General features: G+C 68.1%; 8 protein-coding genes and 1 pseudogene. 4 read left to right on the plus strand and 5 right to left on the minus strand.

All coding sequences use genetic code 11. The features are described 5' to 3' along the window. The first annotated feature begins 465 nt into the window (after nt 1–465). Nucleotides 466–1323, plus strand: coding sequence for an AAA family ATPase (locus JNO44_RS10400; protein WP_205363266.1), 858 nt, complete (start codon nt 466–468; stop codon nt 1321–1323). A gap of 35 nt (nt 1324–1358) precedes the next feature. On the opposite strand, the gene JNO44_RS10405 is transcribed toward JNO44_RS10400, so the two are convergent. The 4 genes from JNO44_RS10405 to JNO44_RS10420 form a co-directional block, all read right to left on the minus strand. Further along, nucleotides 1359–1850: a hypothetical protein gene (locus JNO44_RS10405; RefSeq protein ID WP_205363268.1), complete on the minus strand. Its 492-nt coding sequence runs from the start codon at nt 1848–1850 to the stop codon at nt 1359–1361. A gap of 124 nt (nt 1851–1974) precedes the next feature. Next, the gene (locus JNO44_RS43350; RefSeq protein WP_240167518.1) at nt 1975–3456 is read right to left on the minus strand and encodes a hypothetical protein; all 1482 of its coding nucleotides are present in this window, start codon (nt 3454–3456) and stop codon (nt 1975–1977) included. 71 nt (nt 3457–3527) lie between these two features. Beyond that, a complete protein-coding gene (locus JNO44_RS10415) occupies nt 3528–4316 on the minus strand; it encodes a hypothetical protein (protein WP_205363270.1) in 789 nt (262 codons plus the stop codon). A gap of 620 nt (nt 4317–4936) precedes the next feature. Then, the gene (locus JNO44_RS10420) at nt 4937–7948 is read right to left on the minus strand and encodes an NACHT domain-containing protein (RefSeq protein ID WP_205363279.1); all 3012 of its coding nucleotides are present in this window, start codon (nt 7946–7948) and stop codon (nt 4937–4939) included. Nucleotides 7949–8146: 198 nt separating this feature from the next. On the opposite strand from JNO44_RS10420, the gene JNO44_RS10425 reads away from it, so the two are divergent. After that, complete coding sequence (locus JNO44_RS10425) at nt 8147–8311, plus strand: hypothetical protein (protein WP_205363281.1); 165 nt, start codon at nt 8147–8149, stop codon at nt 8309–8311. An 892-nt stretch (nt 8312–9203) separates the two neighbouring features. Here JNO44_RS10425 and JNO44_RS10430 read toward each other — a convergent pair. Beyond that, entirely contained in the window at nt 9204–10796 is a 1593-nt protein-coding gene (locus tag JNO44_RS10430) for a recombinase family protein (RefSeq protein ID WP_205363283.1), read from the minus strand. Between the two features lie 42 nt (nt 10797–10838). On the opposite strand from JNO44_RS10430, the pseudogene JNO44_RS43355 reads away from it, so the two are divergent. Then, a pseudogene (locus tag JNO44_RS43355) lies at nt 10839–10907 on the plus strand (VOC family protein); the annotation flags it as partial. A 111-nt stretch (nt 10908–11018) separates the two neighbouring features. After that, the gene (locus tag JNO44_RS10435; protein ID WP_205363293.1) at nt 11019–12566 is read left to right on the plus strand and encodes an FAD-dependent monooxygenase; all 1548 of its coding nucleotides are present in this window, start codon (nt 11019–11021) and stop codon (nt 12564–12566) included. Nucleotides 12567–12628 lie beyond the last annotated feature (62 nt).

Raw genomic sequence — 12628 nt, forward strand, 5'->3', positions numbered from 1 at the left:
GCGCGGTCTTCCACTCGGATCACGGGGCGTAGAGAACTCCATGATCTTGGAAGCCGTGCCTGTCGCGTCCCGGGGCACAGCCGAACTGACAGTACGTCACGAAACGGGCGCCACGCGACTACGCCGAAACCCTGCGAGAGGCTCTAGCTGAACGATCAGCTCGTTCTCGCAGGTCACGGGGATCTGGCACGCCGAGCCTTCTTGCGCGGCTCCTGCCAAGGACTCGCCCTGCCGCCACACGCGACCGGCCTACCGATCCAGCTGTACAACCGTCTGAATCACCAGCTGCCCACCCCCAGCCAGTGGTTCTCCCCGTTCCCATGTCCTGGGTCCCCCGCCAAGAGCTCGATCCTGCGCAGCGCAAGCAGCTCAGAGAAAGCCTCGTGACCACGTCAGCCGACCCGTGTCTTTGGTAGATGCGTCGACATGGTCACGACGAGCGAATCTCCGCACGTCACAGGGGGCGTGGCACGACCAGCCCTTGTTCGCGGCTCCTGCCGACGGCGGCAGGGCAAGACCTTCCTCCTTGACTCGGTCGCCCGCAGCAGCGGCGGTTTCATGTTCACCGCCACCGAGACGACCGAGGCCGATACCCTGCGCCAGTTCGGCGAGGCCCTGGCCCGCTACCGTGGCCAGCCCGCACCGTTCCGCTTCGCGCACTGGGACGAGGCCGTCACCGAGCTCATGCGGATCGCCGACGGCGGCCCCACCGTCGCGGTGATCGACGAGTTCCCCTTACTCGCCAAGTCCTCCCCCCCCCTGCCCTCGATCATCCAACGTGCACTCGACCCGGCCGCCCAGCACACCAACACCCCGGTACGGCTACTGCTGTGCGGCTCCGCTCTGTCCTTCATGAGCAAGCTCCTGGCCGGCAACGCCCCGCTGTGTGGCCGCGCCGGCCTCGAACTCGTCGTCCCCACACTGGACTTCCGGCTTGCTGCCGAGTTCTCGGAGATCTCCGACCCGCGCACCGCCCTGCAGACCAACGCCATCGTGGGCGGCACCCCCGCCTACCGCCGCGAATTCACCCAGGGCGACACCCCACAAGGACCGGACGACTTCGACGACTGGGTCGCCCGCGCCGTCCTCAACCCCGCCCGCCCACTCTTCCGCGAAGCCCGCTACCTGCTGGCAGAGGAACCCGAACTCCACGACGCCGCCGTCTACCACTCCGTACTCGCCGCGATCGCCAGCGGCAACCCCTCACGCGGCGGCATCGCCGACTACCTCGGACGCAAATCCACCGACCTGGCCCACCCGCTCAACGTCCTCCAAGACGTAGGGATGATCACCCACGAGGCCGACGCCTTCCGCCGCAACTGATCCGCCTACCGCATCACCGAGCCACTCGTGACCTTCTACCACGCGGTCATGCGCCCGGTCTGGGGGACCTGGAACGTCCAGGACGAGCCCGCGCCGTATGGCGCCGCGCCCAATCCACCTTCCGCAGCAAGGTCATCGGCCCCCACTCCGAACAGATCTGCCGGGCATGGGCCCGCTGGCACGCCGCCCCCGAAACCCACGGCGGCCAGACCTCCCGCGTCGCCAGCGGCACCGTCAACGACCCCGCGGCCAGGACCAGCCACGAAGTCGACATCGCGGCCTACGGCGACGCCGGCACCGGCCGCGACGCACTGCTCGCCATCGGCGAAGCGAAATGGAACGACGTCATGGGGCTCGGCCTCCTGGACCGCCTCCAGCACATTCGTGATCTCCTCACCACACGCGGCACCGCCACCGAGAACACCCGACTCCAGTGCTTCAGCGGCACGGGCTTCACCGACGAACTGCGCCACCGGGCAAAGAACGACCCCACCATCCAGCTGATCGATATCGACCGCCTGCACCACGGCGCATTAATCTCTCCAGGGCTCCTCGCCGGCGACCGCCAGGCGCCGCAGCCGTGGCGCCGGCGCGGGGCGGCTCGGACCGCCTGCCCCTCAAGGCTATGAGCCATGAGGTCGTGGCTCCTGCTCACCTGCTGTTGGGGCCGTACGGACTCCAGCCGTGCAGGAAGGGCTCCAGGTCACTGTGCCGGGACTCGGGCACTTCAGGCATGCGAAGCGGTTGAGTCAGCGGATCGATCGAACGTACGTAGTGCGTCGCCCAGGACAGCCACGCCTCGGCCTCGGCGCGCTCGGTGCCGTCCGGCATGGCTTCGACATGCTGGCTCACCGCGGTCAGGTATGCGGAGAACCGTCTGGCCTGACGCCACCGCTTCTCCTGCTGTTCCAGCGCACGGATGCGGACGGCTTCGGCATAGTCGACGTGGGCCTGCCGCATCGCTCCTTCCCATCGGCGCCGCTTGAGCCTGGCCTGTTCTTCTTCCTCGGCACGCTTGCGTTCGGCGGCCAGTCCGCGCAGGTCCACTTCTTGCAGAATCTCCGGCAGCTGGGCTTCCAGGGGGCGGTCAGCTGCGTCTTTCCACACGGACTGGCGATGGGGGATCCCTCCGTTCAGAGTGATGGTGAGGCGGTCAGAGGGGGAGTAGTCGTATTGCGGAATCCTGACCCAGGAGTACCGCTCGGCGTCGGCGAGTTCCTTCGCCGTGGGCACGTGTTCCGTCCTGTCCTGCTCCTGCCCGAAGGAGAAGCCACACGGCTGCTCTTGGGCTGTGACGATGAAGAGACCTGCGTCGTCAGTCCGGCGTGAGCGGTGTCCGCCTCGGGTGAGTTGAGCCGTGTGCCCGCGTCTCTCCGCCTCCGTCACGATGGCCTGTACGAGGCGCAGTGCCCGGGGCTGGACGGACTTGCTCAAGCCCAGGGTGGGTTCGCCGTCCCGGAGCGCGGCGACGATGGTGTGTGGCCGGTGGAGTCGCTCGGGAACGGGGATTGGGTCCAGGACGGCCAGTTTCCACGCCGGTATGTCCTGGATCGTGATCTCGTAGCCTCCTGCCCGCCAGCGATGGACCAGCTCTTTCCCTTCGGGCAGCCTTCCGCATCGCTGCGCCGATCTGATCCGGGCCGTCCAGTTGGGTGCCCCTGCCCCGTAATGGGGTTTGACCACGAGCGAGCCACCCGCCGCCAGGACATCGTCGATGAGCTGTTCACCAAGGGTCTTCTTCGGTTGCCTCGATGCCGTACGTCCCGTGGAAGCGGGGCGAGCTACCGCTTCGGGTGCCGCGGGCTCACAGGGAGTGGAATTCCGCGATGGCGTAGGGTGTGCCGTTACCGACGTCGTCGACTGAGCCTTGGCCTTGCTGTGCCGTCTGGCGTGCTCCTGGCGCTCTGTAGGGGCGAGGTAGGTGCCGTGCTCAAGGTAGTGGCGGCCCGCGGCCGTGACCTCGGCGCTCCACGCGCCTCCGCGTCTGCTGATCTTCGCCAGCCCGCGATTCTGCAGCGCCTGCGCGCTGGTCTTGTAGGTGAAGTCGCCCTCACCCCATGCTCCCGCAGGACAGCCTTCCGCAATCCAGCAGAGCACTTCCCTCTGCCGCTCGTTGGGCGGGGTCTTTGCCATCTGTGCCTCCTACTCGCGGACGGCGGACGAAGATGCGGACGACCGTGCGCTGATAACGGCGCGTGGATGGGTCAGCTGGGCGGCGCCATCCTGCGGAATGCCACGACAGGAATCTCGAACTGTGCCTCGATCTTCGCGGCGTCCTTGTCCCTGCCGGCTTGCCGCAGTATGCCGACGGCCTGCTCCACGATCCTGCCGAGTCTGATGACCTCGGCACGCAGGACGCGGAGTTCGGCGTACGCCTCGACAGCTGGGGCACCACACCACTGCCGAACGAGATCGCGTGCAGGCTTGTACTCCCTGTCGACCTGGGCACAGACCTCGGGACTGAAATGATGTCCCTCCCGTTTGCCCGGCCCCGGAGTATATGAACCGTAGATCGCTTCCCGTTGGGCCCGTTGCTCCTCACGTTCCACGTCTGCCATGACGCGGTCCGTGTGCAGGGTGGCGCCCTTACGGGCGCACGCCAGCGTTACTGCCCATGGCGCTTCCGCACTCCTGTCGTCACGAACCACCGTCAGCGCATCACCGGTGAAGAAGCCTGTGCTCTCCCCCAGCGCCTCGGCGAACGCATTAACGTCCTCCACGTACAACACGCCGTCGTCGTGCCGCGAATAGCCGACGCTCGCCAGTTCGTCCCAGGGGCAGGACTCGAAGACGATGTTCGCCGCACGCCGTTCGGGGGCGTCACCTGGTGGTGTGGCGGCTCTCAGCTCTTTCCAGCGGCGTTCTTCCGCGAGCCACCGATCGGCCTGGTCCCACGGAACGTGCAGTTGCGAGCGTGGCACCCAGGCTTCACGCCCTTCCTCCTCGTCCGCGGCGAAGCGAATCTTGATGCGTGGCGGGCGCTTGGTGCCCAAGCGAAGCACCTCCACCCGAGCCACTGGACCATGCGCCCTCGCGCGATGTGCCCAGAACTCCCCTACGTCCATCGGTATTCCCCTCACACCGGTACCTTCTGTGAAGGTACCGGTGTGAGATCAGTCAGCCGACGAGCGAGCAGTGTGGCAGGCAGAGGGTTCTCCGTTGCCTGCCGGGCACGCCTTACGTCGCTCCACGGCCTCGCCCCAGTCACGGTGCTACGGCGGAAACGACGTACTCGCGCACTCCGGCAGGAGCAGGTCCCTGGGCGATGCATCCGGCCACTCGATCTCTCCCGGCTGGAAAGATCCTCCGATCGCTCTGTGCTCGGGGGCGCCCGACTACGGCTTGAGCCGGACGACCGAGCAGATCACCAGCTCACCCCTATTGTTCCGGGATTCTCCCGATTCCCATGTCCTGGGTCCCCCGCCGGGGATTCAAACCTGCGCAGCGCGAGTCGTTCCGAGCGGTGTGAGCACCTCGTCAGCCCATACGTGTCTTCGGCGGATATATCGACATCGTCACGATGAGCGAATCTCCGCAGGTCACAGGGGGTGCGGCACGACCAGCCCTAGTCGTCGGCTCCTGCCGGAAGCTCACGTGGTCGTGAGCACGCATGTCAGAGGCCCTTTACATGATTGCCGACACCAGTCGCCTTCAGGCTGGCAACGTGGTCCCGGTACGCCTCCCCCCTCGCCCGGGCCCTGGCCGCCCTCATGCGGTCAGAGTGGTCAACGGAGGGGCTATTGACGAGCTGGGTGAGAAGTTGGGCAGCGCGGTCCCGGTACCTCTCCACCTCCGCCAGGGCCTCGGCCGCTCGTACGCGGAGGGAGTCGTCGAGGGAGGTGTCGTCGGCGAAGGCAATCAGCCGGTCTGCCCCCGCATCCCAGTACCCCTCCACCCCCGACAGGTATCTGGCCGCCCCCACGCGGTCGGAGTCGTCGAGGGAGGTGCCGTCGGCGAAGGCAATCAGCCGGTCTGCCCCCGCATCCCAGTACCCCTCCACCTCCACCAGGGTCCTCGCCGCTCCCACGCGGACGAAGCCGTCGAGGGAGGTGCCGTCGGCGAAGGCGATCAGCCGGTCTGCTCCCACGATCCGATGCCCCTCCACCTCCGTCAGGGCGGAGGCCGCCACCACGCGGACGATGTCGTAGATGGAGGTGTTATCGGCGAGCTGGGTGAGAAGTTGGGCAGCGCGGTCCCCGTACCCCTCCACCCCCGATAGGTCGGTGGCCGCCCCCACGCGGTCCTCGTCGCCGAGGGAGGTGTCATCGGCGAAGACGATCAGCCGGTCTGCCCCCGCATCCCGGTACCCCTCCATGCCCGACAGGGTCCTGGCCGCCTCCACGCGGTCGGATCCGTCGAGGGATGTGTCGTCGGCGAACTGGGTGAGAAGTTGGGCAGCGTGGTCCCGGTACCCCTCCACCCCCGCCACGGCTGTGGCCGCCCCCACTCGGTCGTGGCCGTCCAAGCAGGTGTTGTCGGCGAAGGCGATCAGCAGGTCTGCCCCCGCGTCCCGGTACCCCTGCACCTCCGCCAGGGCCGCGACCGCTCGCACACGGGCGAAGCCCTCGAAGGAGGTGTCGCTGGCGAGCTGGGTGAGAAGTTGGGCAGCGTGGTCCCGGTGCCCCTCCACCCCTGCCAGGGCCTCGGCCGCCCCCACACGGGTCAAGCTGAAGAAGGCGCCGTTTCGGGCGAAAGAGTTGAGTTGTTCCGCAGTCTGCGCGATGGGGAGGTTCGTCCTTAGTTTCACCTGCTGTTCGAGGAAGAAGCAGGCGTGATCTCCTGCCTTGTGGGCGAGGGCTTCGATCCTGGTCGTGGTCGCGGCTGCGATGTCGTCAGGGGAGGCGAGGAGGCCGTCGAGGAGGAAGCCCAGGTAGGACGGTTCGGTGCCTGGAACGCGGGGTCTTTGCCCTGGAGGGAACAGCTCGTCGAGGAGTTTGGCGCGTGCCCCTTCGTCGCGTGTGGCGTGGCGGGCCGCGTGGTATTCGAGGAGGGTCTGGTGTGGGAAGCCTAGGCCGTCGGCGTGGTGGGCCAGCAGACCGGTGTGACGGAGAAGGTCCTCCACGAACGCCTCCCAGCGCTGCGAGCGCACCTTGCTGGGGCGGCAGACGGCCTCGTGCGAGGCCAGGGCCTCGGTCACCGGCGCCTGATGGCCGGTAAGCCATTGGTGGGCCAGGTAGTCGACCAGCTCGGGCAGCCGTTCGTGGATCTGCCGCGCCGCAGCCTCGGCCTCCTGTCGCGCCCGCGGAGTCTGCAGGCCGTTCACGAGGCGCTGGACCGCTGCTTCGTGGCTCTCGGCGACACGCTTGCTCTGATTACTTTCGTAGAGAAGGTCAGTGAAAGCTTCGTACACCGCGGTACGACCATCGGGCAGCGGGCGTTCAGGTGTGGCGAGGTAGAGCTGGCAGAGCATGAAAGCCATCAGCGGCGTGCGAGCTAGCTCGACCAGATGGACGTTGCCAAGCGCGCGGGTGAACTGATGAGCGCGGTCGGTGGCCTCCTGCTGCAGCCATCGGGTGCTGAAGTACTTTTCGATGTAGGTGTGCAGGTCATCGCTCGTAAAGGGCTGCAGTTCGTAGCGCGGCACTGCACTGCCGAGGGTGGTGAGTTCGTTCTCGGCTAGTGGGCGGGTTGCCACGACGCAGCGGTATAGCGGTGGGTCTTGCATGACGGCGTTGGTCAGTTTCTGCAAAACGGCGCGACGCTCCTCGGCATTGGGGAGCTCGTCGAGACCATCGACGAGCACCTGCCAGTAAGCGCCGGCGCATGGCCGCTGAAGGAAGCGGTCCCTGGCCAGTTCCGGGTGCCGCCCGTACCGGGAGAGCTTTCTGGTGGCGGCGGCGAGCGCATCAGGGACCTGTGTCCCCTCCCCGACCAGGCCGCGTGCACTCACCCATATCGGGACTGTCGCAGAGGACTTACCAGCGCTCTGTGTGTTGCTGATCCATTCACCTGCTGCATCGCGCAGGTGAATGCGAAGCAGCGTGGACTTGCCAGCTCCCGGGCCTGCGATGAGCATGCACAAGCGATCCGGTCTCCGGAAAGCCGCTTCTGCCGGCTCGGCCGCGGGGCCGTTGCCGTGCTCAGCGTCCGCGTCGTCAACCGCAAGGCGGCTGCGTTGGCGCACGTGGACCTCAGCCAGGGACGGTGGTGGGCCTATCTGGCCGTGGATGCCGGGATACGGGTGCGGATCGGCGGCCTTCCGGGCAGCTTCAAGGTAGCCGCGCACCTCCTCGTCCAGACTGGTCCCGCGCTGGGCCTCCTCATAGAGCCATTTCCAGTGGCGGCGGAGCTTGTCCTCAGAGGTTTTGTCGCGGAGTTGGCCGGTCCAACGCAGCATCACTTCGACCACAGACCACAGGGCCTCAAAGCTCTGCGGCACGCTGGGCTCCTTCGAGCCGGGCTGCTTGGGGAGCCAACCGTTGAGCGTCTTCGGGGACAGGTCCTCGCCGCCTTTCCCACGTGGCCAGGGCTCGTCTTTGGGGCGGCCAGCGGCGGTCCGCCGGCGCCTGTTGGCCTCGTCGACCACGGCCTTCTGGGACTTCCCCGGCCCACGCAACTCGGCGAGAAGCTCACCCAGTTGCGCCGCCAGGGCTTGCCGGCCCGCGGTCTCTTCCCTGACGCTCACGGCCTCCCCTTTCCCTCTTCCGCGTTGATCCCATCCGACGCGATCCGGCGACCAGGACCGGACAGCTCTGTGACCTGGTAGCTTGCGGCCAAAAATCCGGCGATCCGGAATCCATAGCCGTGCCCTTGGGAGTGTGGCGACAGTGCTCGTGTCCGCCTCGTCCCGGGGCGGTCGAGACGTCTTGGGGAAGGACCACACATGGATATCCGGTGGGCAACGATGCTCCTGGCCGGGCTCTCAATCCTTGCGATCACCGCGGTGACCATCACCGGCCTGGCGCTTAAAGACACCGCGTCACAGGACCGCGCCGGCATCCTGCGCGCCGTCGCGGAACTCGTGCGGGAACTGCGTCGGCGCCAATGACAGCCACGCCCGGCCACCCATCGCCTCACAGCCTTCGGCCCGACTCGCTGGGCAGAAGGCACAGCGGAGCCAAGGTCGAGCCATACAAGGCGTCGTACTTCAGCAACACGAAAGCTGACGCGCATCCCGCCCCGTTCCTCACGACGAGCTCCAGCCCATCATCGAACACCGCCCGGTGCTCGGCTAACTCGTCCATGCCACCTGCTGCCGCCATGACCTGACATCATGCCGGACAGGCCCAGGCCAGAGCGGCCGAACGAACAAGATCCCCCGCATTTGGGATACCCCAGCGGTCGAAGTACCCGGGCGCCGGGAGGGAGCGCCTGTGGGCCTCGCCCGGAGGCCGCCGTGTCACCTTGGCAGCAACGCCGAGTGGAGGCCCCTCCTCAGCCAATCCGGGAGTAGTTGATCTTGCTTGCGAGAGACCTGCGCGAGAGTTCGGCGCTCCAGCAGAGAAACCCCAGGTCAGGCAGCATCTCCCCGTGGCCTCCGGAGCCGTGTGCGCAGGTTCGAATCCCGCCAAGGGGCCGTGCCGGTGCTGGGCAAACCAGTTCAGAGAACCGCGATCCCCACGTCATCCGACACGCGTCTTCGGCTTCGGTAGACGTACCAACATCGTCACAATGAGCGAATCTCCGCGGTTGACCACGGGCACGGCATGACCAGCCCTCGTTTGCGGCTCCCGCCAGGGACTCAAACCTGCGGCCAAGCCCTGCGTCGCCACCGCCGCTCCCCCACCGCAAGACCGCTGGCTGCTGCCCGCTGCCCCTCACCCGTCGCGCCCCTGCCGAGATTGAAAGGCAGCACCTCGAAGACGTAGACGACAGAGTGGTAAGTGCGGCAGGCCAGGACGTACCGCTCGGGGCAGCGGTAGGAAGGTTTCCGAAGAGGATCAGGCGGTGGATTCTTCTGCAGCGATCTCGCCGAGCCGGATCGCGGTGGTACGACTCGCTCCCAGGGCGAACGAGAAGCGGGACTCATCCGGCCTGTGCCTGCCGCCTTTGCGGCCAGGCTTGACGACGACGCGCGCACCGGCGTCCAGGAGCATGCGGCGACGGCCGACTACGTCCTGCCGGCGCCACTCGTCCGCGTAAGTCTTACCCGTCCGGACCACGTGCTCCTGCGGTGGGCGAGCGGGGGTGGCTTCCAGGTCGGCCAGCCGTGCTTCAAGGGCGTCCGCCGTCGACTGCCAGATCCGGCGGCCGGCGTCCGAACGGAATCGCTCTGCCTCAGACATGTGCGCTTCGAGTTCCGTAGTCACCTCGGCGAGTTCCGGTCCGGGGTCGTAGCCGGGGATCGTCTTCACCTCCACCAGTTCCCAAGAACCCACACGTGCGAGGAATTCCTCCTTGACGTACTCCTCCAGCCATTCCGCCTTGATGTTGGCCGTCGCGGAGCAGGTCCGCCCATCGGCGAAGGGGCGGCAACCGTAGATGTTGGGACGCTTTCCGCTGGCGCGTGCGTAGTAGAGGCGGCCTCCGCAGCTGTCGCAGAAGGCGACCCGGAGGAGCAGCGCGTTGGTGTCCTTCCTGGTCCGTGGCCTCGTTGCTCGTGCGTTCAGCAGTGAGCCGATGTAGTCGTACTCTTCACGGTTCAGCAGGGGCTGATCCGTTGCCACGATGGGTTGCCCCGCCGCGTTACGGACTGGAGTGCCTTTGTGCACTTTATGGCCGAGCAGCGTCGGCGAGGTGAGGAGCGCCTTGATGGCGGAGGCACCCCATCGGAAGCGCTCGACCTCAGTTCCGGCGTCGTAGTGACGCCCACCTGTTTTGCCACCGGTGGACCGCCCTCGTTTGAGTGCCCAGTGGTCACGGGGCGACGGAACGCCTTCCTCGTTCAAGGCCACTGCGATCGCCGAAACGGCGGTTCCGTCGACAAGTTCCCGAATGATGCGTTCGATCACCGTGACGGCTTCTGGATCGGGCGCGAGTGTGTAGCCGCCGCCTTCGGGCATGGGCACGGGTTCGTACCCATACGGAGGCCGCGCACCGCGCCAGCGCAGAGGCATCAGGCGGAGCGCGGCGGTGGCGCTGGTGACCCGCTCCTTGATGGCCTGCGCCTCCATCTGCGCCGCGAATGCAAGGAGGGTGACCAGCAGCTCCGACATGATGTCCAGCGGATTGCGGAAATCCAGGACCAGCCGGCCGCCGGGCCCCTCGGCGAAGACGAGCATCTTGCGGTGGTCCCGGGCCCACTTCGCGAGCGCGTGCATATCCGCCATGGAGCGGACGGCGCGGTCAAGGCGCCACCACAGGATGGCGTCGTAGCTGGCTGGATCGGCCAGCCATGCGCCCAGCTGGGGGCGCTCGAAAGGGGTGGTCTTCGAGGCGGAGACATCAAGGTCCTCCGCCTCACCGATGATCTCTGCACCGATGCCCCGGGCAGACTCTTCATTGGCTGTCCGCTGTCGCCCTGGGGAGGTTGTTTCGTCCGTCCTCACGCTGAGGCGGATCGCCGAGAGCGCGTTGATGCCATATGTAGCCATACGCCTACTATGTCCTTAATTACTGCTTCCCTTCGGTTCGGAGACCCGGACGGGCACCGGATCGTGGTGACCGAGGTCCCCGCCGACCATCCGCTGCGCTACCGGCCCTGACCCGGCGGACCGGCCCGCGTCCGGTGGCGCGGGCCGGAGTGCGTCCGGTGCAACTCTGGGTTGCACAACGGTCACTGGTGGTGGGTCCCCGCGGTCGCTAGCGTCGCGGGTATGACCACTACGGAATCCCCCATAGGCGGGGAGCACTTCGACGTCGTCATCGCGGGCGGCGGACCGGTCGGCCTGACATTGGCCGCGGAGTTGAGACTGCAGGGCGTCGCGGCGCTCGTCCTGGAGCGGGGGCGGCGCGGGGAGGGCGAGCCGCGCACGCTGGTGCTGCACTCCCGGACGCTGGAGACGCTGGACCGGCGGGGCCTGCTGGCGGAGTTCACCCGCGCCCAGGAGAGCCTGCCGGGGCTGGCGGACTTCCGGCGGCAGCTCGACGACCGGGCCGCGCGCGGCCACTTCGCCGGCCTGTACCTGCTCGGTCGGCACTCGGCGGAGCCGGCCGAGCAGCCGCACGGCCTGGCCCTCCCCCACCAGGTCCTCAAGAACCTGCTCGCCCGGCGGGCCGAGGACCTCGGCGCGGTGGTCCGCTACGACCAGGAGGTGACCGGCCTGGCCCAGGACGCGGACGGCGTCACCGTCCACGTGCGGACCGCGGACGGCGACACCACGGTACGCGCGGGCTTCCTGGTCGGTTGCGACGGCGGGCGCAGCGTCGTGCGCAAGGACGCCGGGATCGGCTTCCCGGGCACCGACCCGTCGTTGGTGTCCCGGATGGGGCGCGGCCGCGTCGAGGTCCACGGGGGCGGGAAGCTGCCGGCCGCCTGGCAGCGCACCGACGGGGGCTGGTTCATGCGGATGCCCGACGGGCGGATCGCCGTCACCGAGTGGGAGCCGCCAAAGGACCTGGAGAGTCCGGAGACCGTCGACGAACTGGCCCGGGGCATCGAGCGGGTGACCGGGCAGCGGGTCACCCTGAGCGATGTGGACTTCGTGACGCGCTTCACCGACAGCGCGCGCCAGGCGGACCGGTACCGCGTGGACCGGGTGCTGCTGGCCGGCGACGCGGCGCACATCCACTTCCCGGCCGGTGGGCAGGGCGTCAACCTCGGCCTGCAGGACGCGTTCAACCTGGGCTGGAAGCTGGCCGCGGTGTGCCGGGGCCGGGCGCCGGAGGGGCTGCTGGACAGCTATCACGCGGAGCGGCACCCGGTCGCCGCGGAGGTGCTGGAGAACACCCGCGCCCAGGTCGCGCTGATGCGGCCCGGCCCGCAGGTGGACGCGCTGCGGGCGCTGTTCACCCGGCTGATGGCGATGGACGAGGTCAACAAGCACCTCAGCGACGTCATCTACGGCACCGGCATCCGCTACCCGGCCGGGCCCGACGGGCATCCGTTGACGGGGACGTTCGCCCGCGATCTACCGGTGACGACGGCGGACGGCACGACGCGGCTGGCGGAACTGCTGCGCCAGGGGCGGCCGTTGCTGCTGGGGCTGGAGGGGCCTGATGCGGACGGCGCCCTCAAGGCCGCGGCGGGGTGGGCCGACCGGGTCGAGATCGTCCCGGCCGCCACCCAGGCGCCCTCCGCGGCGGCGCTGTTGGTGCGCCCGGACGGCTATCTCGCCTGGGCGAGCGACGGGCCGGTGGCGGAGGACGCGCTGCGTGCGGCGCTGACCGCCTGGTGCGGGCCGGAGCGGGTGGCCGCGGACTGACCGGAGCGCCGGGGCACCGCCGCCCCGACCGGCGGTGCGGACCGGCCTTCCTGCGCTCCCGG

It is taken from the genome of Streptomyces noursei, assembly GCF_016917755.1.
Classification (GTDB): domain Bacteria; phylum Actinomycetota; class Actinomycetes; order Streptomycetales; family Streptomycetaceae; genus Streptomyces; species Streptomyces yunnanensis.